At 69.9% G+C, this 20,724-nt stretch carries 21 protein-coding genes and 4 pseudogenes; 20 read left to right on the top strand and 5 right to left on the bottom strand.

Features of this window, described 5'->3' with window-relative positions; all coding sequences use genetic code 11:
* From ABGB16_RS24235 to ABGB16_RS24190, 10 genes and pseudogenes are all read left to right on the top strand, one after another.
* Window positions 1–90 (top strand): annotated as a pseudogene (locus ABGB16_RS24235) (IS5/IS1182 family transposase); the annotation flags it as partial.
* A 104-nt stretch (window positions 91–194) separates the two neighbouring features.
* Window positions 195–1,298 (top strand): PQQ-binding-like beta-propeller repeat protein, encoded by a 1,104-nt coding sequence (locus tag ABGB16_RS24230; RefSeq protein ID WP_347670389.1) that lies wholly within the window; start codon window positions 195–197, stop codon window positions 1,296–1,298.
* Window positions 1,299–1,333: 35 nt separating this feature from the next.
* Entirely contained in the window at window positions 1,334–1,444 is a 111-nt protein-coding gene (pqqA, locus tag ABGB16_RS24225; protein WP_347670388.1) for a pyrroloquinoline quinone precursor peptide PqqA, read from the top strand.
* A gap of 92 nt (window positions 1,445–1,536) precedes the next feature.
* Window positions 1,537–2,430 (top strand): pyrroloquinoline quinone biosynthesis protein PqqB, encoded by an 894-nt coding sequence (pqqB, locus tag ABGB16_RS24220; protein ID WP_347670387.1) that lies wholly within the window; start codon window positions 1,537–1,539, stop codon window positions 2,428–2,430.
* Between the two features lie 5 nt (window positions 2,431–2,435).
* A complete protein-coding gene (pqqC, locus tag ABGB16_RS24215) occupies window positions 2,436–3,125 on the top strand; it encodes a pyrroloquinoline-quinone synthase PqqC (protein WP_347670386.1) in 690 nt (229 codons plus the stop codon).
* 85 nt (window positions 3,126–3,210) lie between these two features.
* Window positions 3,211–3,423, top strand: a complete 213-nt coding sequence (pqqD, locus tag ABGB16_RS24210) for a pyrroloquinoline quinone biosynthesis peptide chaperone PqqD (RefSeq protein WP_347670385.1) — start codon at window positions 3,211–3,213, stop codon at window positions 3,421–3,423.
* Window positions 3,416–4,588: a pyrroloquinoline quinone biosynthesis protein PqqE gene (gene pqqE / locus ABGB16_RS24205; RefSeq protein ID WP_347670384.1), complete on the top strand. Its 1,173-nt coding sequence runs from the start codon at window positions 3,416–3,418 to the stop codon at window positions 4,586–4,588. Before pqqD ends, pqqE begins: the two co-directional genes overlap by 8 nt.
* A 56-nt stretch (window positions 4,589–4,644) precedes the next feature.
* A complete protein-coding gene (locus ABGB16_RS24200) occupies window positions 4,645–5,784 on the top strand; it encodes a glutathione-independent formaldehyde dehydrogenase (RefSeq protein ID WP_347670383.1) in 1,140 nt (379 codons plus the stop codon).
* A gap of 28 nt (window positions 5,785–5,812) precedes the next feature.
* Window positions 5,813–6,061: a dihydrofolate reductase family protein gene (locus ABGB16_RS24195; protein WP_347670382.1), complete on the top strand. Its 249-nt coding sequence runs from the start codon at window positions 5,813–5,815 to the stop codon at window positions 6,059–6,061.
* A gap of 37 nt (window positions 6,062–6,098) precedes the next feature.
* Entirely contained in the window at window positions 6,099–6,590 is a 492-nt protein-coding gene (locus tag ABGB16_RS24190) for a winged helix-turn-helix domain-containing protein (protein ID WP_347670381.1), read from the top strand.
* A gap of 368 nt (window positions 6,591–6,958) precedes the next feature.
* On the opposite strand, the gene ABGB16_RS24185 is transcribed toward ABGB16_RS24190, so the two are convergent.
* Entirely contained in the window at window positions 6,959–7,516 is a 558-nt protein-coding gene (locus ABGB16_RS24185; RefSeq protein ID WP_347670380.1) for a TetR/AcrR family transcriptional regulator, read from the bottom strand.
* 91 nt (window positions 7,517–7,607) lie between these two features.
* On the opposite strand from ABGB16_RS24185, the gene ABGB16_RS24180 reads away from it, so the two are divergent.
* The 3 genes from ABGB16_RS24180 (at window position 7,608) to ABGB16_RS24170 (ending at window position 9,433) form a co-directional block, all read left to right on the top strand.
* Window positions 7,608–8,222 (top strand): DUF2867 domain-containing protein, encoded by a 615-nt coding sequence (locus tag ABGB16_RS24180; RefSeq protein ID WP_347670379.1) that lies wholly within the window; start codon window positions 7,608–7,610, stop codon window positions 8,220–8,222.
* Window positions 8,223–8,224: 2 nt separating this feature from the next.
* Window positions 8,225–8,680, top strand: coding sequence for a DUF6463 family protein (locus ABGB16_RS24175; RefSeq protein WP_347670378.1), 456 nt, complete (start codon window positions 8,225–8,227; stop codon window positions 8,678–8,680).
* Between the two features lie 339 nt (window positions 8,681–9,019).
* Entirely contained in the window at window positions 9,020–9,433 is a 414-nt protein-coding gene (locus tag ABGB16_RS24170; protein WP_347670377.1) for a hypothetical protein, read from the top strand.
* 257 nt (window positions 9,434–9,690) lie between these two features.
* On the opposite strand, the pseudogene ABGB16_RS24165 reads toward ABGB16_RS24170, so the two are convergent.
* A pseudogene (locus ABGB16_RS24165) lies at window positions 9,691–9,878 on the bottom strand (LuxR C-terminal-related transcriptional regulator); the annotation flags it as partial.
* Between the two features lie 2 nt (window positions 9,879–9,880).
* Between ABGB16_RS24165 and ABGB16_RS24160 the strand changes: the two are divergent.
* Window positions 9,881–10,411: pseudogene (locus ABGB16_RS24160) on the top strand (nitroreductase); the annotation flags it as partial.
* A gap of 382 nt (window positions 10,412–10,793) precedes the next feature.
* Window positions 10,794–10,844 (top strand): annotated as a pseudogene (locus ABGB16_RS24155) (hypothetical protein); the annotation flags it as partial.
* Window positions 10,845–11,298: 454 nt separating this feature from the next.
* Here the strand turns inward: ABGB16_RS24155 and ABGB16_RS24150 are convergent.
* Genes ABGB16_RS24150 through ABGB16_RS24140 form a run of 3 tightly spaced genes read right to left on the bottom strand, consistent with a single transcriptional unit; the run spans window position 11,299 to window position 13,159 of the window.
* Window positions 11,299–12,054 (bottom strand): YwiC-like family protein, encoded by a 756-nt coding sequence (locus ABGB16_RS24150; RefSeq protein ID WP_347670376.1) that lies wholly within the window; start codon window positions 12,052–12,054, stop codon window positions 11,299–11,301.
* Window positions 12,051–12,455 (bottom strand): hypothetical protein, encoded by a 405-nt coding sequence (locus ABGB16_RS24145; protein WP_347670375.1) that lies wholly within the window; start codon window positions 12,453–12,455, stop codon window positions 12,051–12,053. Before ABGB16_RS24145 ends, ABGB16_RS24150 begins: the two co-directional genes overlap by 4 nt.
* Complete coding sequence (locus tag ABGB16_RS24140) at window positions 12,452–13,159, bottom strand: helix-turn-helix domain-containing protein (RefSeq protein WP_347670374.1); 708 nt, start codon at window positions 13,157–13,159, stop codon at window positions 12,452–12,454. The genes ABGB16_RS24145 and ABGB16_RS24140 overlap by 4 nt, the downstream gene beginning before the upstream one ends.
* A gap of 234 nt (window positions 13,160–13,393) precedes the next feature.
* On the opposite strand from ABGB16_RS24140, the gene ABGB16_RS24135 reads away from it, so the two are divergent.
* From ABGB16_RS24135 to narI, 5 genes are all read left to right on the top strand, one after another.
* Window positions 13,394–13,843: a hemerythrin domain-containing protein gene (locus ABGB16_RS24135; protein ID WP_347670373.1), complete on the top strand. Its 450-nt coding sequence runs from the start codon at window positions 13,394–13,396 to the stop codon at window positions 13,841–13,843.
* Window positions 13,844–13,970: 127 nt separating this feature from the next.
* Entirely contained in the window at window positions 13,971–17,636 is a 3,666-nt protein-coding gene (locus ABGB16_RS24130) for a nitrate reductase subunit alpha (RefSeq protein WP_347670372.1), read from the top strand.
* Entirely contained in the window at window positions 17,636–19,330 is a 1,695-nt protein-coding gene (gene narH / locus ABGB16_RS24125) for a nitrate reductase subunit beta (protein ID WP_347670371.1), read from the top strand. The genes ABGB16_RS24130 and narH overlap by 1 nt, the downstream gene beginning before the upstream one ends.
* On the top strand, window positions 19,327–19,950 hold the full coding sequence (gene narJ / locus ABGB16_RS24120) for a nitrate reductase molybdenum cofactor assembly chaperone (RefSeq protein ID WP_347670370.1): 624 nt from the start codon (window positions 19,327–19,329) through the stop codon (window positions 19,948–19,950). The genes narH and narJ overlap by 4 nt, the downstream gene beginning before the upstream one ends.
* Window positions 19,947–20,708 (top strand): respiratory nitrate reductase subunit gamma, encoded by a 762-nt coding sequence (gene narI / locus ABGB16_RS24115; RefSeq protein ID WP_347670369.1) that lies wholly within the window; start codon window positions 19,947–19,949, stop codon window positions 20,706–20,708. The genes narJ and narI overlap by 4 nt, the downstream gene beginning before the upstream one ends.
* Window positions 20,709–20,724: the final 16 nt, after the last annotated feature.

Raw genomic sequence — 20,724 nt, 5'->3', positions numbered from 1 at the left:
CGCAACGTCAGCCTGTGCCCGTGGAACATCGGCAGGATCACCGCGGCGGCCCTCGTACTCCTGCACATCGAGCACAACCGCACAACCTGATCACCCAACGCCACGACCCGTTACGCGGAAAGGCTCAGTGTGTCTGGGATCAAGCGTACGGTGACGTGCGGGCCGGCGAGAGCGCCACGGTCGCACCCTTGGTGGTGAAGGACCTGGTCATCGTCGGGAGCTCCGGCGGGGAATTCGGGGTCCGCGGCCACCTCGACGCCTTCGACGTCGAGACCGGACGGCACGTCTGGCGCACCTACACCGTCCCGAAGCCCGGCGAGCCGGGGTCGGAGACCTGGCCGGACGGCCCGGCCTGGGCGCGGGGTGGCGGGAACTGCTGGGTCACCGGCACCTACGACCCGGAGCTGAATCTCCTGTACTGGGGAACCGGTAATCCGGCGCCCGACTTCGACGGAAGCGTCCGGGAGGGTAACAACCTTTACACCGACTCCGTCATAGCCGTGAATCCGGACAACGGCCAGATCCGCTGGCACTACCAGTACACCCCGCACGACGTGTGGGACTACGACAGCAACATGGAGAACATCCTCTTCGAGCTAGACGGACGCAAGCTACTGGCACACTTCGACAAGAACGGTTACTTCTTCGTCCTGGACCGTACGGAGGGCCAGTTCGTCCGGGTAACTCCCTTCGGCGAACGGATCACCTGGGGTGAGATCGACGCCAACGGCAAGGTGACGCCCAAGGTCTACCCCAAGGAAGGGGAGCCGGTCCGCTTCTGGCCGGGGCCGGGTGGCGCCAAGGAATGGACGCACGCGGCTTACAGCCCCAGGACGCAGATGTTCTACGTGCCCGTACAAGATGTCGGCGCGGAGGTCACCCGGCGGCATCGGGAGTTCAAGGAGGGCATTCCCTACTGGGGAGCAAGCGTCTCGCCCCTCACCAAGGACGCGCAGGGGTTCGTGAAGGCTTTTGCCGCGTCCACGGGCGAGGAGGTGTGGCGGTGGCGCTCCAAGCAGCCGATGTCCGCGTCGGTGCTGGCCACAGGAGGTGACCTGGTGTTCGCCGGCGAACCCACCGGGGAGTTCAACGCGTTCGATGCTTCCACCGGGAAGCTGTTGTGGCAGTTTCAGACGGGAAGTGGCCACCACAGTAGCCCGACGACCTACAGCGTCGACGGAAGGCAGTACTTAGCCGTGCCTACCGGGTGGGGTAGCTGGGTCGAAGGCTTCTCACCCGAGATGGTGGGCGCGCACCACGGAGGCAGCCTCTTCGCCTTCGCGCTGCCAGAAGACTAACCCGTTCCTGAGGGGACAGAGAGGAGGTGTCTGCCGTGGAAACCATTGCCGTCCCGTCTGATCTTCTGGAGTGGGAGGCCCCCGAGTTCGAGGAAATCGGGTGCGGTCCCGAGGTGACGATGTACACCGGCCGGTGGGAGGTCTAGGGCCTGTGTCGACGGATGGGTGCCGGCTGCCGCGGGCACCCATCCGGTCTGCCAACACAAGTTTGCTCAAGGCGCCGAGGCGGAGAACGACGATGTGGGTGCGGGTGTTGGGGTCAGCGGCGGGCGGAGCTTTCCCACAGTGGAACTGCAACTGCCCCGCCTGCCGGGCGGTACGCGACGGATCGCGCCCGTGTCGCCCCCGCACGCAGTCGTCGGTCGCGGTCAGCGCCGACTACCGGCGGTGGTTTTTGATCAATGCCTCCCCTGACCTCCGTGTCCAGTTCGAGTCCTTCCCCGCTCTGCACCCGCAGGACGGGAGAGCGACTCCGCTGCAGGCGGTGCTGCTCACCGACGCCGAACTCGACCACACGCTCGGCCTGCTGCTCCTGCGCGAGGGGCGGGGTCTCGAGTTGCACGCCACCGCTGCGGTGCGGGAGATCCTGTGCTCGGGGACGGCCCTGGTTCGGACGCTCGAAGCGTACTGCCCGGTCACCTGGCGACAGGTCGTCCCGGGAGCCGACGTATCCCTGGGAGCCGGATTGTCCTACCGGGCCTTCGACGTGCCCACGAGCAAGCGAACCCGCTTCGGTCCGGGCAGTGGGCAGGCGCGGGTCGTGGGATACCGGCTGACCGACGAGCACAGCGGCCGGACAGCCGTCTACCTGCCGGGCGTGCAGGAGCTCACGTCGGCGGTACGCGCACAGCTGGATGGCTGCGCCTGCCTGCTCGTCGACGGAACCTGCTGGAGCGACGACGAGCTGATCCGGCTCAGTCTGGCCGAACGCTCGGCGCGCGAGATGGGGCACCTGCCGATCGACGGCCCCGACGGCAGTCTCCGACAGCTGTCACCACTTCAGATCGAGCGCAAGATCTACATCCATATCAACAACACAAATCCGATCCTGCTGGAAGACTCGCCCGAGCGACGCCTCGTCGAGGAGCGCGGCATGGAAGTGGCCGCGGACGGGCTGGAAGTAAAAGTCTAGGGGCGATGATGACGTTAACCGACACCGACAGCTTCGTCGCAGCGCTGCGCGCCCAGTCGCAGCGCTACCACCACCAGCATCCCTTCCACGTCAAAATGAACAACGGGCGGCTGAGCCGCCGGCAGATTCAGGGGTGGGTGGCCAACCGCTTCTACTACCAAGAGAACATCCCGCGCAAGGACGCCGCCATCCTCGCCAACTGCCCCGATCGGGAGGTACGCCGGCGCTGGATCCAACGCATCATCGACCACGACGGCACGACGAGTGGCGGAGGTGGCATCGAGGCCTGGCTGCGCCTGGGTGAGGCGGTGGAACTGACCCGCGAGGAAATAGTCGACCGGCGTCACCTCGTTCCCGGGGTTCGATTCGCCGTCGATGCGTACGTCACGTTCGCCCGGACCCGGCCGTGGGTCGAGGCGGTGGCATCCTCGTTGACCGAGCTGTTCGCGCCGGACCTGATGGCCGAGCGCATCGCCGCGTTCGAGCGCTTCTACCCCTGGATCGACCGGGACGGCCTTGCGTACTTCCGGGCCCGTCTGACGCAGGCTCGTCGCGATTGCGAACACGCCCTGGACGTGGTGACCGAACACTGCCGGTCAACCGACGACCAGGAACGCGTCCTGGCGGCGCTGTCCTTCAAATGCGATGTTCTCTGGGGCATCCTCGATGCGATCGACCGGGCTTATGCAGACTGATCCAGCCGAGACGGCGACGAGCCCGGCAGTGCGACCGTCCAGCCGCCCAAAGCTCTCACCGCACGTCCACCTGATCTTCGATCAGGTGCGCGAACGGCACGTGCTGCTGGCGCCGGAGTCGGTCCTGGTCATGAACGCGACCGGCGCGGCCATCCTCGGACTTTGTGACGGACAGCGGACGGTGGCCGAGATCGTGGCGGAGCTGCGCGGCCAGTACAACTGCGTGATCGGCGAAGAGGTGCCGAACTTCCTCACTCGCCTCGTCGCCAGGTGGTGCGTGGAGCTCAGCGATGACTAGGCCGTTCGGGTTGTTGGCCGAACTCACCTACCGCTGCCCGCTGCACTGCGCGTACTGCTCGAACCCGCTCAACCTGGCCGACTACCGGGACGAGCTGACCACGGCGGAGTGGCAGCGGGTGCTGGCCGAGGCCCGGGAACTGGGCGTTCTGCAACTTCACCTGTCCGGCGGCGAACCGCTGCAGCGCCGCGACGTAGCCCAGATCGTGGGCACAGCCACCGAGTTCGGCCTGTACACGAACCTCATCACCAGCGGGCTCGGCCTCTCCCGCCGGCGTGCCGAACAGCTCAGAGCAGCCGGACTCGACCACGTGCAGATCAGCATTCAGGCCGACGGTCCGACCGAGTCCGACCGGATCGCCGGCACCCCGTCCTTCGCGCGCAAGATCGAGGCAGCGCGCCTGGTCAAGGAGCTGGGCTGGCCGCTGACGTTGAACGTCGTCCTGCACCGGCACAACATCGACCGGATCGCCGACATCCTTGGGCTGGCGGAAGAGGTGCAGGCCGAGCGCGTCGAGTTGGCCCACACCCAGTACTACGGCTGGGCATGGCGCAACCGCGACGCGCTGCTGCCCACCAGGTCGCAGGTCGAGCAAGCGGAAAGTGTCGCCCGGGCCGCCCGGGAGCGCCTGAAGGGGCGGATGGAGATCGTCTACGTCCTGCCCGACTACTACGAGCGGTACCCGAAGCCGTGCATGGGGGGGTGGGGACAGCGGCAGCTCACCGTGGCGCCCAACGGCGATGTCCTCCCCTGCCCGGCCGCGCAGGCGTTGCCGCTACCCTCCGCGAACGTACGCGCGGACACGCTTGCGTGGATCTGGACGCAGTCGCCGCTGTTCCAGGCTTTCCGCGGCACCCACTGGATGCCTGACCCCTGCCAGAGCTGCGCGCGCCGCGAGATCGACTTCGGCGGGTGCCGTTGCCAGGCGTTCCAACTCACCGGTGACGCCGCTCGCACCGATCCGGTCTGCCACCTCTCGCCGGACCACGGGCTCGTTGCCGCCGCGGTGCGGGCCGCCAACAGTGACACCCGGCTCCGGACGTACCCGGGTGAACACGAACCGGGGGCGCGTCCGCACCCGGGCGGCCGCACGAACGCGGGAGCCGTCGCGCCAGCCGAACTGGCGGGCACGACTCAATCCGGCGGCCAGGACCCTGCCGATTAGTGGTATTTGCCCATTACACCCACGTTCCACGCCCCGGCCTCCTAGGTTCTGTAGACATGAAGGCAGTGGTGTACGAGGGACCGCGCAACGTCACCGTGCAGAACGTCGAAGACCCACGCATCGAGTCGCCGAACGACGTGATCATCAAGGTCACGTCGAGCGCGATCTGCGGTTCCGACCTGCACATGTACGAGGGGCGCACGTTGGTCGAACCGGGCATCGTGTTCGGCCACGAGAACATGGGCGTCGTGGTCGAGGTCGGCTCCGGCGTGGTGAGCGTCAAAAAGGGCGACCGGGTGTCGATCCCGTTCAACGTCGCCTGCGGCTTCTGCCGCCACTGCCGGGAAGGCAAGACCGGCTTCTGCCTCACCGTCAATCCCGGCTTCGCCGGTGGCGCCTACGGCTACGTCTCGATGGGCCCCTACCGCGGCGGACAAGCCGAGTACCTCCGGGTGCCGTTCGCCGATTTCAACTGCCTGCAACTGCCGAACGGCGACGGGCACGAGAACGACTTCGCGATGCTCGCCGACATTTTTCCCACGGGCTACCACGGGGTCGCCATGACCGACCTGCGCCCCGGGGAAACCATCACCATCATGGGTGGCGGGCCGGTCGGCCTGATGGCCGCGCACTCCGCCGTGCTGATGGGCGCCGCGAAGGTCTTCGTGGTCGACAAGGTCCCCGACCGGTTGCGGCTCGCCGAGTCCATCGGAGCGATCCCCATCGACTACAGCAAGGCCGACCCGGTCGAGCAGATCAAGGAGCAGACCCTGGGCGCCGGCACCGACAAGGGCGTCGACGCGGTCGGCTACCAGGCGGTCAACCCGGAGGGCGAGGACCAGCCGGCGGCGGTGCTCAACAGCCTCGTGGAGGTGGTCCGGGCCACCGGCGTCATCGGCGTGGTCGGGCTCTACCTGTCCCAGGACCCCGGCGCACCCGATGTGCACTCCCGCAGCGGAGAACTGCTCTTCAAGGTCGGCAGGTTCTTCGAGAAGGGCCTTCGGATGGGGTCCGGGCAGACGAACGTCAAGGCGTACAACAGCTATCTGCGTGACCTCATCGTGGCCGGTCGGGCAAAGCCGAGTTTCGTGGTCAGCAAGGAGATGCCGCTCGGGCGGGCGGCGGAGGCGTACGCGCACTTCGACCGGCGGGAGCCGGGCTACTCCAAGGTGGTGCTGAAACCGGCAGCCGCCTGACGGCCGGCCGAGGCGGAGGGGCGCGACAGTGGGGCTGCGTACCTGGAGCGAGGGCTGGCCGGTCTACCGACAGCACGAGCACGTGAAGGTCGTCGGGAGCCTGAACCTGGTGCAGACCCTCCTGCGCGAGAAGCTCTTCGACCGTCTCGACCTCTGGGTGCACCCGATCGTGCTCGGCGTCGGGAAGAAGGTGTTCGACGATGGCGCGGTGCCCACGAACGTCACACTCCTCGAACCGCCGGTACAGATCTTGAATGGCCAGCTTGGTCCACTGTGATGCGTGATCCTGCCGATCCTGGGTAGTGCCCGGTGGTATGAGGTATCCCGATGGTGGTGGTCTGTCGGCGCGGGGGCGGGCCAAGCGTGAGGCGGTGCGGCGGCAGGCGGCCGGGTGGTTCGCCGACGGGGTGTCGGTGCCGGAGATCGCGGCGCGGTTGCGGGTGTCGCAGACCGCGGTGTACGGCTGGCGGCAGCAGTGGCGGGCCGGCGGCGAGGACGCCCTCGCATTGAAAGGGCCCGGCGGGTCGCGGTGTCGCCTCGACGAGCCGCGGCTGCGGCGCCTGGCCGAAGCGTTGGATGTGGGGCCGGCCGCGCACGGGTTCGGTGACGATCAACGGTGGACCCTGGCGCGGGTGTCGGACCTGATCGCCCGGCTGTTCCACACCCGGTACACGCTGCGCGGTACCTCCTATCTGCTGCACCGTATCGGCTGGTCGGTGCAGGTCCCGAAGCATCGGCCGGTGGAACGGGACGAGGCTGCGGTGATGACGTGGCGGCGGGAGGTGTGGCCGGCGGGAAAACGGTAGCGGCGCAGCGCAGGGCGTGGATCTGCTTCGAGGACGAGGCCGGTCAGACGCTGCGCCCACCGAAGGCACGCACGTGGGGTCGACGCGGCATCACGCCGATTGCGCCGGTGTCGGGCAAGGGCTCCGGCCGGGTCTCGATCGCGGGTCTGACCTGCTACAAGCCGCGCCGCTATGCCGCCGATCGGGCGTCACGGTACTGACGAAAGGAGTGGTTGCGCCCGACGCGCAGTCGTGTCGATGTGAGCGCACGTGCGACCGCGGGGTGGGTCGACATAGCTGTTCAGGAGGCTTTCACGGTGATCCCGCCCGCTCTCCGGGAGTGTCTGATCTTCTCGGACAGTCCCAGTCTGGTCGACAACCTCGGGTGTTCAGAGTTGGGGCCGCAGGAGAAGTTCTCCGGCTAGGTGGATGGCTTCGCGTGTGGTGCGTCCGGGGTGGTCTGCGGCGATGAAGTGGCGGCCGATCGCGAGCGCGAAGGTCAGAGTGCTTCGGGCCTCGACTTCGTCGGGGTCTGCGATGAAGCTCCCGAACATTGCGCGAAGGAACTCCATCCGGGTGTTGTCGATCCGCCGCAGTCGCGTCGCGACCGATGGGTCATGGCGGGCCCACTCGCGGACCGCGAGGTCAATCCGGTGGAGGTCGTCCGAGAAGGTCAGTTGGCCGGCTCGCCGGACCCTTTCGGCGGGGTCGCCGCCTTCGGTCTCGACCTGCTCGAGGATGGCGTTGGTGCAGCGGCGTTCCCACTCGTCGAGCATTTCGGCGAGTAACTGCGGACGACCGTCGAAGTACCCGTAGAAGCCGCCCTTCGTCACCCCGATCTCAGCGGCCAGAGCCTCTACTCGGACAGCGTCTGGTCCGCCCCGGGCGAGGGCGTCGAGCCCCGCTTCGATCCAGCGACTTCGTGGGGTACGAGCGATGGAAGGCACCTACTCACCTGTCTCAGGGTGTTGTGTCGTGAGGGTGTACGGTAGCGTACAGATCAAGTATACGGCTGCGTACAGAACGAGAGGTCGAAGCGTGGCACGACTCGCGAAGTCGACGTACACCGAGCATCCGTGGCGCATCCACGACCTCACCTCTGACTTCAGAGTCGAGGATGTGTGGGCGTTCCGCACTCCCCGGGCTGGGCCGGACGACTTCCCGACGATGCTGGCTGTGATGCGGACGGCCGGCGGGCTCGCGAGACAGACCTGGCCGGTGCGGTTCTTGTTCGCCGTTCGGTGGAAGCTCGGCGCACTCCTCGGCTGGGACAACCCGACGGCGGGTGTCGGTGCCCGGGTTGCCTCGATCCGCGACCGCCTGCCCCGCGACCTCCGCGATGCTCCCCGGGGTCAGGACAACGACAACATGCCCCTGAAAGCGATCTACGAGCTTGCCATGGAGTCCGCCCGCGAGCTGGCGAACAAGACCGTGCACACCGTCATGCACCTCGGCTGGGTGCAGGGAGCGAACGGTGACCACGAGCTGCGGATGGCCGTCCTCGTCAAGCCGAACGGATGGTTCGGGCGGCTCTACATGGCCGCCATCGCGCCCTTCCGATACGTCATCGTCTACCCAGCCCTGGCCAGGCAGTGGGAACGAGCCTGGCGCGACCGCAACGATCTTGCGGCGCGGCGTGGTGAACGGGGCTGACGATGAACGCTGGTAAGCGACTGTTGCGCTGGGCAAGCGGCATCATGCTCGCGCTGGGCACGGGTCACCTGTTGCTGCTGATTCTCTTCGCCTGGGAAGACATCGCCGGCTGGGTGGATCGGGGGATGTGGGCAGCCGTCCCGCTCGCGCTGGCGGACAGGGGCGCCGATCAGACGGTGGAGTCCCTTCAGAATGGGGTCACCTTCTGGGCCGGTCCGGGAAGCTTTGCCGTGCCCCTGATTCTCCTGGGTTGCCTGACCTGGCACCTCGCTGGACGCGGGGTGGCCATGCCCGCCGGGATCGGTTGGGGCCTCGCGGCGTGGTGTTTCGTCGGCGGCGTCCTGCTTGTGCCGTCCCCGTACTTCGCGGGCGTCATCTCGGGCGCACTCATCGTCCTGGCGAAGCGGAAAGAAGATCGGTCGCGGGCAGCCCGCGACCGGGAGACCAACCTGGCGTGATTCCTCGCCCGCGAGGGGCTGTCGACGGCTCGCTGGCCCACGGGAGACGGTACGGCGAGCCGCCTCGGATTCCTCCTCGTCAGTCCCTGTCTCTGGGCGGTATGGGAATCGGCGGTAAACAAAAGCCCCGCTGGTTTTCAAAACTTCCACTTCCGACAATGGGGGAAATCGGCAATGCTGCATACTTCGCGGACGGTCTCGGCGAGAACCGGACAGCCCGTTCCACAGTGGGCGGCCGTTGCGGCCTGGGCGACGGTGTGGTGCACTGTTCCCTCAGCCCTGTGGCGAATCGCCGCCGGTGTCGGTATCGACGTCGGCTTCACCGGCGCGCTCGGCGAGATGTACTCGGGCCCGGCCTTCCTGCTGTACGTCTGGATCCTCACCGTCGTCTCGCAGACTGCGGCGTTCCTGACGCTCGGCCTGGTCCGGCCGTGGGGTGAGCGGGTGCCGTCGTGGGTTCCGCGGCTGGGCCGGCGATCGATTCCGCCGCTGGCGGTGATCACACCGGCCCTGCTCGGCGCGCTCGCAGTGACGGCGCTCTGTGCGATGGTCGCCCTGGCCCCACACGGCCCGCTCGACAATCCCGACTTTCCGCGCGGCATAGCGGGCGTGATCATGGTCCTCTGCTATGCGCCGCTGCTCGCCTGGGGCCCACTCGTCATCGCTGTCACCATCGCCTACGCCCGTCGCCGCGGTGTTTTCCGCAGAAACCGCGAGTCGCACGCGCCCCTGCGCACCCGAGGACATCCATGAGCATCGTCGTGCCACCGGCCACGTCCCATCATCTGCCGACGCGAACGGGGATCGAGGCACCCGCGTTCCTCGGGAGAAAGTTCTACCGGAAGGCCCGTGGCGCAACGGCTTCGAATAGATGACTTCCGCAACATCTGCCTTCCCCTCTGGCAGGATCTCGTCATCGCGGCCGCCCGCGCCGTCTACCGCCGTGCCATCGCCGACGGCCACCCCACCGAGACCCCGTACGGGACGCCGCGCGGTGCCCGCTGGAGACGGTAGTTCTTCACCGTTTTCTCGGCGAGGAACATCCGCCCGGCGATCTCCCGGTTGGTGAGCCCTTCCGCCACGTACTCCAGGATCCGCCGCTCCTGCTCGGTGAGGGACTGCAGCTCGCGCGGCTGCTCGACGCCGCTGCGGATCCGCTCCAGCAGCGGATGGTGATCGCCGGGTCGGGCAGGGACTGGCTGGCTGGAGGTGGCGATCGGTGCCAGCGCCGTCAACGCGCTCGCCGAGATCGCCCACAGCGCCCACCGGGTCCTCGAACGCGACCCCGCGTACGTGGCCGAGCGGGCCGCGTGGATCCGCGCCGAGCCGTCGCCCGACGGCGTACCGGCCGCCGCGGGCGGGGCGCAGGGCGAGTCGCAGGACCTGCTGCCGCAGCGCGATTACGGCGGCCGCAACCGGGCGCCCGGCCGGGACTTCGAACCGGAGCCGCTGGTCGCCGTGCTCGGCTCGACGGGGAACACCGCCACCGACCAGATCACCGCAGGCCAGGCTCTGCAACGGGTACTGCTCACCGCCACCGATGCCGGCCTCAGCGTGTCGCTGATCTCCCAGCCGATCGAGGTGCCCGGCGCGCGGGAGACACTGCGGCTGTCCCTGGGCCGGTTCGGCACCCCGCAGATGGTGCTGCGGATCGGCTACGGCCAGCCCGGCACCGCCACCCCGCGCCGCCCGGTCGGGGAGGTGCTCGACGTGCCGGTGGTGCCGGCCTGACGACACCCGCCGGTCAGCTCCGGGTCGGAGTGGCGGCCAGCAGAGCCGCCTCCCGTCCGGATCGACCGCGACAGCTGAGCGCCGCTGGCCAGCGCGAGGTTGTGGGCGACCGCCTGGGCCACCAGCCAGCGTTCCGGCGCCGCCGCGTACCCCGCTCCTGCAATAGTGGTACTCGTGGCGCGGGCGCGGCGCAGCCGCATGCGGCGAGGGCTCAACCAGTCCAACGGCTGGCGGCTTGTGGAATGTGGATCTTTTGGCAGGTCCGGCCGAAGAGATGCGGTGGAATGCTCCGCCGACTCGGAATCGGGAACAACGGGCCGATCACGAGGGCCGGTAGCCCGACCGAGCCTGGCGCAAGCTGCGCGGACGGGAGTCGGAGCCGGTGGTGCTGCCCGACGAGCCGTACCCGTTCAGCGCCGACGATGGATTCGCCGGCGTTTCCCGGCGTGCAGGCCGCATGGTGTCGGGCCGCGACCTGACCTGGTACAGGCCGTCCCTCGCCGAGACGCCCGCGCTGCTCGCCGCATCTCGCCCACCTGGCAGGGACAAGCCGGACCCGTCCCCGCAGTACCTGGAGCGTCGCGTCGCCGGGGCTGGCGTGCTCCGCCAGAGACTGCCCGGCGACCAGGGCCATCAGGGTCTGCCGCAGTCCGCGGCCCGGGCCGCCGTGCACTGTCCGGGCGCTGCGACCGTTCTCCATGGCCCGGGCAAGTTCGAGTTGCTTCTCGGTCAACGTGGTGAGCGAGGACACGGACATGGGCACCTCCTGCACGGCTTGACCACCTCGCCGTACCCACTTGTTCGATCCGGGAATGCGCCGCCGACGGAACGCCTTCCCCCGACCTCGACCGGGGGAAGAAAGCGGTACCAGAATGACAGCCTCTCGATCAGGACGCGAGCAGCACGGCGGCGAGGACGAGCACGGAGCAGACGATCTCGACCACGCCGACCTGCGCGGGGCGGAGCCGACGGGCCGGAAGGACCCAGGCTCGGACCAGCAGCACCAGGAAGACCGGGGCGAGCAGCAGGTCGACCCAGGCCGCCGCGGCGAGGGCTGCCAGGTGGTAACCGATCGAGTAGCGCAGGTAGTGAACGCTTCCCCGCTCGCGAATCATCGTCTTGACGTAGAGGACGGCGCCGGCCAGGTACAGCAGCAGGGCCACGAACGCGGGGGCGACCCGCACCGGCGGCACGCCGGCGACGGTGGCCACGACGAAGAGCAGCAGGCAGCTCTGCGTCACCGAGGCGAGGTCGTTGAGCAGGGCCCGCTCGCGCCGGCGCCAGGCGTACCCGACGTTGACCGCGAGGAGCACCGCGTAGACGGGGGCGTACCAGAGCACCGCTGGCCGGACCAGCACGACCGCCAGCGCGAGGGGCACCGCGACCAGGGCGTGCGCCCACAGCTGCGCGGCGAAGCGGCGTGGCCGGCGGCTCTTGGCGGCCTGGAAGGCGTAGTAGGACAGCAGGTAGCCGGCCAGCCAGGCGCCGAGCAGCGGCAGGTGCGGCCAGCGCGGTCCGACCAGGGCGACTCCGACGAGGTACGGGAGCAGGAGCATCACCCAGGCGCCGTGCTGTGGCGGCAGGTAGCGGCGGACGGCGCGACGGCGGTTGACCAGCTGGGCGGCGGTGACGGCGGTGGTCACGGGTTCACCTCAACCTCGAACAGGCCACGGGTGCCGCGTGCGGCGTCGACCATGGCGTGGCTGACGAACGGGTAGCAACCGGGCTCCGGTAAGACCATCCGGACGAAGCCGCCGGCGGCGGGAGCCAGCGGGAGCACCTGCGCCCCGCCGGGATCGGCCGGCGGGCTCTCCCAGCGCCCCTCCCGGTAGACGCTGCCGAACTGGGCGCCGACGTGGAAGGAGGTGCCCCGGTTGGGGTCGGCGCCGAGCAGCCAGACCCGAAGGCGCTCGCCGGCCCGGGCCGGCAGCGGCCGGTCCGGGACCCCGAACAGCAGGGCGGCGTACAGGCCGGTCAGCAGCGCGAACCCGCCGGCCGCCAGGACCGGCGTCCGCCGACGCACCGCGCCCGGCCGGGTGGTCATGCCGGCGGGGCGGCGTTCGGAGGGAGGGACAGGCGCACCACGCAGGCGGTCGGCGCGCCGAACGGCTCCAGCACGGCGTCGTTCGACGGGGCGCCGGCCTGCTCCAGGGCTCCGCGGACGACGCCGACGTGCAGCCCGCAGATGGCGTCAGGGTTGCGGCCCACCAGATCGAGGAACGGGCAGGTGGACAGGTGGATCTCGGTACGCCCGTCGGCCGTGGGGTGCAGGCCGGGGTTGAAGCCCAGGCCGCGCAGCACCGCCAGCAGGGTGTCGGCCGGGTTCCCGCCCGGCCGCGTCGCGGCGGCGAGATGGCGGCCCCAGTCGTGGCCGGCGCGGACGGCCTCAGCCCGGACGTCACCCCGGCCGAGCCGGGCGAGATGGTCGAGCAGGGCGGCGGCGAGCGCGCGGTACGGCGCGGGCGCGGGGGCCTCCTCGGTGGTCACCCGGTAGCGCCAGGCCGGCCGGCCCGGTTGCCCGCCGCTGGCGCGCGCCTTGACCAGCAGGCCGGCGTCGACGAGGCGGTCGAGGTGGCTACGGGCGGTGGAGGGGTGCAGGCCGGTCCGCTCGCCGACCTCGGCGATGGTCAGGCCGCCGCCGGCGGCGCGTACCAGCTCAAGGATCGAGGCCCGGCTCGCGGTGCCGAGCGCCCGGTGCCGGGCGGTGTCGATGACCTCCCCGGTGGGCCCTGTTCTCCGGGTTTCCACGATGAATGACGTTACAACGTAAAACATCGTCAAAACCATCGAGGGTGTCCTGTCCCACTCAGGCTGAGCTCCTCGGGCTCGCCCAGGGTGGTCACCTGAGCAGACTGTCGCGGCGCGGCGGCGGGAGACAGGGCCTGCCGCCCCGACCGTGCCGGGCCCTCCGGCCCTGACCGCCGACGTTTTCCCGGGGCGACAATGAAACCGCGTCGGTGTCCGAGACGGGGAGGTACGCCCGTGTGCTCCTACTGCGGCTGTCGGGACTTCCCACTGGTCGGTCGGCTGTCGGCCGAGCACGAGGCGATCGCGAACGCGGCCGGTCGGCTGGCCCGGGCCGTACGCGCCGGCGGCGACGCCCTCGCGGCGCTCGACGACCTGCTCGCGCTCCTCATGCCGCACACCGCGACCGAGGAGAGTGGACTCTTCACCGAGCTGCGGGCCGAGGGGAGCCTGGCCGAGGCGGTGGACCTGCTGTGTGCCGAGCACGACGACATCCACGGGGTGCTGGGCCGCGTCGACCGGAGCGCCCCCGACTGGGAGCCCGTCCTCGCCGCCCTCGACCGCCTGCGCCGGCACATCGACCACGAGGAGAACGGTCTCTTTCCCGCCGCTGTGATCGCCCTGCCGATCGACGCCTGGGACCGGATCACCGGGCCCGCACCGGTCGCTGGGCACAACGCCGGATGATCTCGGGACCTTCGGCCCGGTCCCCCGCCGTTGTCCTACGGCACGATGGCGACGAGTGCCGCTCCGGTTGCGACCCGGCACAGTGCGGGTCACGGTGGATCACGCCACGATCGAGGGAATGAGGCGTATGTTGCGAGCGACCGAGAGCGCCCAGCGGGCGCTGCTAAGGGTGGGCGGCCTGGTACGCCGGGCCGAGGTTTCCGCCGACGGACGGACGTTGCATCAGATCGGTGGCCGGGAGGCCGACGCCTTCTACCGGGACCGCTGGTCGTACGACAAGGTGGTGCGCTCGACGCACGGGGTGAACTGCACCGGCTCGTGCTCGTGGAAGGTGTACGTCCGGGACGGCATCATCACGTGGGAGCAGCAGCAGACCGACTACCCGAGTGTCGGGCCGGACCGGCCGGAGTACGAGCCGCGCGGCTGCCCGCGGGGCGCGGCCTTCTCCTGGTACACCTACTCTCCCACTCGGGTGCGCTACCCGTACGCGCGGGGCGTGCTGGTGGAGATGTACCGAGAGGCGAAGCGCCGGCTCGGTGACCCGGTGGCGGCGTGGGCCGACATCCAGGCGGACCCGCAGCGGCGGCGCCGCTACCAGAAGGCCCGCGGCAAGGGCGGCCTGGTGCGGATCTCCTGGGACGAGGCGCTGGAGATGACCGCCGCCGCGCACGTGCACACCATCAAGGAGTACGGCCCCGACCGGGTCGCCGGCTTCTCGCCGATTCCGGCGATGTCGATGGTGTCGCACGCGGTCGGGGCGCGCTTCCTGTCGCTGCTCGGTGGCTCGATGCTGTCGTTCTACGACTGGTACGCCGACCTCCCGGTGGCCTCCCCGCAGGTGTTTGGGGACCAGACCGACGTGCCCGAGTCCGGGGACTGGTGGGATGCCTCCTACTTCGTCATGTGGGGCTCGAACGTCCCGGTGACCCGTACGCCGGACGCGCACTGGATGGCCGAGGCCCGCTACCGGGGCCAGAAGGTCGTGGTGGTCAGCCCGGACTTCGCCGACAACGTCAAGTTCGCCGACGAGTGGATGCCCGCCCAGCCGGGCACCGACGGGGCGCTCGCCATGGCGATGGGGCACGTGATCCTCAGGGAGTTCTTCGTCGAACGGCGCACCCCCCGGTTCGTCGACTACGTGCGCCGCTTCACCGACCTGCCCTTCCTGGTCACCCTCGAGCCAGGTGCGGACGGCGCGTACCGGCCGGGCAAGTTCCTCACCGCCGCCGACCTCGACGAATCCGGCACGGAGGCCGCATTCAAGACGGTGCTCTGGGACTCGGTGACCGACGCGCCCGCCGTGCCGCGCGGCAGCCTCGGCCACCGGTGGGGCGAGCAGCCGGGCCAGTGGAACCTCGACCTCGGCGGGCTGGAGCCGGCGCTGACCTGCCTCGGTGCGGGCGACCCGGTCGAGGTGGAGCTGCCCCGCTTCGACACCGACACCCCGCAGGTGCTGCGGCGCGGCGTGCCGACCCGGACGGTCAACGGGCAGCTGGTGACCAGCGTGTTCGACCTGCTGCTGGCCCAGTACGGGGTGGCCCGCGACGGGCTGCCCGGGCAGTGGCCGGCCGGCTACGACGACGCCGCGGTGCCGTACACGCCGGCGTGGCAGGAGCCGATCACCGGGGTGCCGGCCGGGCAGGTGGCCCGGGTCGCGCGGGAGTTCGCGGACAACGCCGAACGCTCGGGCGGCCGGTCGATGATCCTGCTGGGGGCGGGCACCAACCACTGGTTCCACTCCGACGCCACCTACCGGGCGATCCTCGCGCTGGTGACGCTGACCGGCTGTCAGGGGGTCAACGGCGGCGGGTGGGCGCACTACGTCGGGCAGGAGAAGTGCCGGCCGGTGACCGGCTGGCAGCAGCTGGCGTTCGGCCTGGACTGGGTCCGCCCGCCGCGACAGATGATCGGTACCGCGTTCTGGTACGTGCACACCGACCAGTGGCGCTACGACACGTACTCCGCCGACGTGGTGTCCTCTCCGACCGGCACGGGGGCGTTCGCCGGGAAGCACACCATGGACCTGCTGGCCCAGTCCGCCCGTTCCGGCTGGATGCCGTCCATGCCGACCTTCGACCGCAGCCCGCTGAACCTGGCCGACGAGGCCCTCGCCGCCCGGCCGGACGATCCGGCGGGCTGGGTGGCCGAGCAGCTCGGTGCGGGGCGGGTGCGCCTCGCCTGCACCGACCCGGACGCGCCGGAGAACTGGCCGCGGGTGCTCACCGTGTGGCGGGCGAACCTGCTCGGCTCGTCGGCGAAGGGCAACGAGTACTTCCTGAGGCACCTGCTCGGCACCGACGCCAACCTGCGCGCCGAGGAGGCGCCGGCGGAGCTGCGGCCGAAGGACGTGACCTGGCGGGAGGAGGCGCCGGAGGGCAAGTTGGACCTGCTGCTGTCGCTGGACTTCCGGATGACCTCCACGACGCTCTTCTCCGACATCGTGCTGCCCGCCGCCACGTGGTACGAGAAGCACGACTTGAGCAGCACCGACATGCATCCGTTCGTGCACGCCTTCACCCCGGCGATCAACCCGCCGTGGCAGACCCGCACCGACTTCGACGCCTTCCACGGCATCGCCAAGGCGTTCTCCACGCTGGCCGCGACGCACCTGGGCGTCCGCAGGGACCTGGTCGCGGCGGCGCTGCTGCACGACACCCCGGACGCGATGGCGACGCCGCACGGCCGGGTCCGCGACTGGGCTGCCGAGGGTGAGACCCCGGTGCCAGGCCGGACCATGCCCAAGCTGGTCGTCGTGGAGCGGGACTATGGCGCGATCGCCGACAAGCTCGCCGCGCTCGGCCCGCTGATGGACACCCTCGGCACCACCGGCAAGGGCGTCTCGGTCGATGTCCGCCCCGAGGTGGAGTACCTGCGCCGCAAGAACGGCGAGGTCCGCGGCGGCGCCGCCGACGGACGGCCGTCGCTGGCGAAGGACGTGCACGCCTGCGAGGCGATCCTCGCGCTGTCCGGCACCACCAACGGCCGGGTGGCCACCGCCGGCTTTCACGATGTGGAGAAGCGCACGGGGGTACGCCTGGCCGACCTGGCGGCTGAGCACGAGGGCAAGCAGATCTCCTTCGCCGACACCCAGTCCCGCCCGGTGCCGGTCATTACCAGCCCCGAGTGGTCGGGCAGCGAGCACGGCGGCCGACGGTACTCGCCGTTCACCATCAACACCGAGCGGCTCAAGCCCTGGCACACACTCACCGGCCGGCAGCACTTCTTCCTCGACCACGACTGGATGCACGAGGCCGGCGAGGCGCTGCCGATCTTCCGGCCGCCGCTGGACATGCACAAACTCTTCGGCGAGCCGCGACTCGGCAGAAACGGCGAGTTGGAGATCACCGTCCGGTACCTCACCCCGCACTCGAAGTGGTCCATCCACTCCGAGTACCAGGACAACCTGATCATGCTCACGTTGTCCCGGGGCGGCCCGACGATGTGGATGAGCGAGGCCGACGCGGCCAAGATCGGCGTACGGGACAACGACTGGATCGAGGCGGTCAACCGCAACGGCGTGGTGGTCTGCCGGGCCGTGGTCACCCACAAGATGCCCGAGGGCACCGTCTACATGTACCACGCCCAGGAGCGGGTGATCGACGTACCGAAGGCCGAGGTCAACGGCCGCCGCGGCGGCATCCACAACTCCCTGACCCGACTGCTGGTCAAGCCCACTCACCTCATCGGCGGCTACGCCCAGCTCTCGTTCGCGTTCAACTACCTCGGCCCCACCGGAAATCAGCGCGACGAGGTCACCGTGATCCGCCGCCGCTCCCAGGAGGTGCAGTACTGATGCGGGTCATGGCGCAGATGGCGATGGTGATGAACCTCGACAAGTGCATCGGCTGCCACACCTGCTCGGTGACCTGCAAGCAGGCGTGGACCAACCGCTCCGGCGTCGAGTACGTCTGGTTCAACAACGTGGAGACCCGCCCCGGGCAGGGCTACCCGCGCACGTACGAGAACCAGGACCGCTGGCAGGGCGGCTGGGTGCGGACCCGCTCCGGCCGGCTCAAGCCCCGCTCCGGCGGGCGGCTGAAGAAAATGTTCAGCATCTTTGCCAACCCGAAGCTGCCGGCCATGCAGGACTACTATGAGCCCTGGACGTACGACTACGAGCACCTGATCACCGCCCCGGCCGGCGAGGACACCCCGGTGGCCCGGCCGAAGTCGCTGCTCACCGGCCAGGACACGAAGATCACCTGGAGCGCCAACTGGGACGACTCCCTGGCCGGCGGCAACGAGATCGCCGCCGGCGACCCGGTGCTCGCCAAGGTCTCCGACCAGGTCCGTCAGGAGTACGAGAAGACTTTCATGTTCTTCCTGCCACGGATCTGCGAGCACTGCCTCAACCCGTCCTGCGCCGCCTCCTGCCCCTCTGGGGCGATCTACAAGCGGGCCGAGGACGGCATCGTCCTGGTCGACCAGGACCGGTGCCGGGGCTGGCGGATGTGCGTGACCGGTTGCCCGTACAAAAAGGTGTACTTCAACCACCGCACCGGCAAGGCGGAGAAGTGCACCTTCTGCTTCCCCCGCATCGAGATCGGCCAGCCCACCATCTGCTCGGAAACCTGCGTGGGCCGGCTGCGCTACCTGGGGCTGATGCTCTACGACGCCGACCGGGTCGCGGAGTCCGCCGCGATCGAGAGCGAGCACGACCTGTACGACGCGCAGCGCAACGTTTTCCTCGACCCGCACGACCCGAGGGTGGTGGCCGCTGCCCGGGCGGCCGGCATCCCCGATGACTGGATCGACGCGGCGCAGCGGTCCCCGATCTGGGATCTGATCATGAAGTACGAGGTGGCGCTGCCGCTGCACCCGGAGTACCGGACCATGCCGATGGTCTGGTACATCCCGCCGCTGTCCCCGGTGGTCGACGTGCTGCGCGAGACCGGGCACGACGGCGAGGCGGCCGGCAACCTCTTCGGCGCCATCGACGCCCTACGCATCCCGGTGGAGTACCTCGCGGAGCTGTTTACCGCCGGCGACCCGTCACCGGTGCGGGCGGTGCTCAGCCGGCTCGCCGCCATGCGCGCGTACCAGCGGCGGATCAACCTGGGCGAGGCGCCCGACGAGTCGATTGCCGCAGCCGTCGGCATGACCGGCGCCGCGATGGACGACATGTACCGGCTGCTGGCCATCGCCAAGTACGAGCAGCGCTACGTCATTCCCGCCGCACACGCCGAGGACGCGCACCGGCTGGAGAAGATCGCCACCGAGTGCAGCCTGGATTACGAGGGCGGCCCCGGCATGGGCGGCGGCGGCCCGTACGGGCAGGGCCCGTTCGGGGAATCCTCCGGCAACCCGGTGCCGGTGCAGGTGGAGACCTTCCACATGCTGCGCGACCGGCAGACCTCCGACGGGTTCGTCGACCCGGACGAGCCACGCCGGGTCAACCTGCTCAACTGGGACGGCAAGGGCACCCCGAAGGGCCTCTTCCCACCGCGCCGCCCGCACTCCGACCATGTGAACGGAGGCCAGTCATGAGCCAGCCGGCCTGGCGGGCGGTGGCCGCCCGCGCGGCGTCGCTGCTGCTGCGCTACCCCGACGACGAGGTCCTGGCGGCGCTACCCACGATCCGGGCCGCCCTGGATGGGCTGCCGGCCGAGGTGGCCGGGCCGCTGCGCGGGGTCGTCGCCCACCGGGAGTCGACGGAGCCCGGCGAGCTGCGCTCCTCATACGTCCAGCTGTTCGACTTCCGGCGGCGCTGCTGCCTGCACCTGAGCTACTACACCTGCGGCGACACCCGTCGTCGTGGGGAGGCGCTGGTCGGCTTCGCCGCCGCGTACAAGGCGGCGGGGCTGACGGTGGTCGACGGCGAGCTGCCCGACTTCCTGCCCGCGGTGCTCGATCTGGCCGCCGTCGACGACGGCGGGTGGCGGCTGCTGCGGGACAACCGGGTCGGGCTGGACCTGCTGGTCGAGGCGCTCGGCCGGGAGGGCTCGGTCTACCGGCACGCGGTGGCGGCGGCGCGACAGATGCTGCCCCCCGCGAAACCCGCCGACCTGGCCGCTGCGGCCCGGCTGGCCCGCACCGGCCCGCCCGTCGAACAGGTCGGCCTCGAGCCGTTCGGACTCGTAGACACAACCACGGGAGGCCGTCGATGAACGTGTTGCTCTGGGTGGTCTACCCGTACCTCGCCATCGCCGTGCTGGTCGGCGGCGTGATCTGGCGCTACCGCTACGACAAGTTCGGCTGGACCACCCGCTCGTCGCAGCTCTACGAGAGCACGGTGCTCCGCTGGGGAAGCCCGTTATTCCACTTCGGCGTGCTGATGGTCCTCGTCGGCCACGTCGGCGGCCTGGTGATTCCGAAGCCGTGGACCGAGGCGGTCGGGATCAGCGAGCACCTCTATCACCTGATGGCGGTCTTCATCGGCACCGTCGCCGGGCTCTGCACGCTGATCGGGCTGGCCATCCTCATCGCCCGGCGCCGGCTGACCGGCCCGGTCTTCGCCGCCACCACCCGCAACGACAAGGCCATGTACGTGGTGCTGGCCGGAGTGATCGTCCTGGGCCTGCTGGCCACCGTACGGGCCAACGTGCTCGGCGACGGCTACGACTACCGCGAAACCGTGTCCCCCTGGTTCCGGTCGCTGTTCTACCTCCGGCCGGATCCGGAGGTGATGGCCGGCGTGCCGGTCGGGTTCCAGGTCCACATCCTCGCCGCGTTCGCGCTGTTCGCGTTCTGGCCGTTCACCCGGCTGGTGCACGCGTTCAGCGCCCCGGTCGGCTACCTCACCCGGCCGTACGTGGTCTACCGCAGCCGGGACGTGCGGCCCGGCCTGCGACCGGTCCGGCGCGGCTGGGAAGGGCCGCCGCGGCTGCCGGAACCCCGCAGTGGGCGGGACCACGCGCGGCGGTGAGCCGGAATCGCGTCGA

This window comes from Micromonospora sp. B11E3 (assembly GCF_039871625.1).
Classification (GTDB): domain Bacteria; phylum Actinomycetota; class Actinomycetes; order Mycobacteriales; family Micromonosporaceae; genus Micromonospora.
This window is presented reverse-complemented; position numbering and strand designations above follow the sequence as displayed.

Excerpts from the sequence above, each read along its gene's own strand:
- ABGB16_RS24175 (WP_347670378.1), top strand. The coding sequence starts at position 8,225 with ATGAACGCTGGTAAGCGACTGTTGCGCTGGGCAAGCGGCATCATGCTC.
- ABGB16_RS24190 (WP_347670381.1), top strand. The coding sequence starts at position 6,099 with ATGAGGTATCCCGATGGTGGTGGTCTGTCGGCGCGGGGGCGGGCCAAG.
- pqqC (WP_347670386.1), top strand. The coding sequence starts at position 2,436 with ATGATGACGTTAACCGACACCGACAGCTTCGTCGCAGCGCTGCGCGCC.
- narH (WP_347670371.1), top strand. The coding sequence starts at position 17,636 with ATGCGGGTCATGGCGCAGATGGCGATGGTGATGAACCTCGACAAGTGC.
- ABGB16_RS24145 (WP_347670375.1), bottom strand. The coding sequence starts at position 12,455 with ATGACCACCCGGCCGGGCGCGGTGCGTCGGCGGACGCCGGTCCTGGCG.
- ABGB16_RS24130 (WP_347670372.1), top strand. The coding sequence starts at position 13,971 with ATGTTGCGAGCGACCGAGAGCGCCCAGCGGGCGCTGCTAAGGGTGGGC.
- ABGB16_RS24200 (WP_347670383.1), top strand. The coding sequence starts at position 4,645 with ATGAAGGCAGTGGTGTACGAGGGACCGCGCAACGTCACCGTGCAGAAC.
- pqqE (WP_347670384.1), top strand. The coding sequence starts at position 3,416 with ATGACTAGGCCGTTCGGGTTGTTGGCCGAACTCACCTACCGCTGCCCG.
- ABGB16_RS24170 (WP_347670377.1), top strand. The coding sequence starts at position 9,020 with ATGTACTCGGGCCCGGCCTTCCTGCTGTACGTCTGGATCCTCACCGTC.
- pqqB (WP_347670387.1), top strand. The coding sequence starts at position 1,537 with ATGTGGGTGCGGGTGTTGGGGTCAGCGGCGGGCGGAGCTTTCCCACAG.
- narI (WP_347670369.1), top strand. The coding sequence starts at position 19,947 with ATGAACGTGTTGCTCTGGGTGGTCTACCCGTACCTCGCCATCGCCGTG.
- narJ (WP_347670370.1), top strand. The coding sequence starts at position 19,327 with ATGAGCCAGCCGGCCTGGCGGGCGGTGGCCGCCCGCGCGGCGTCGCTG.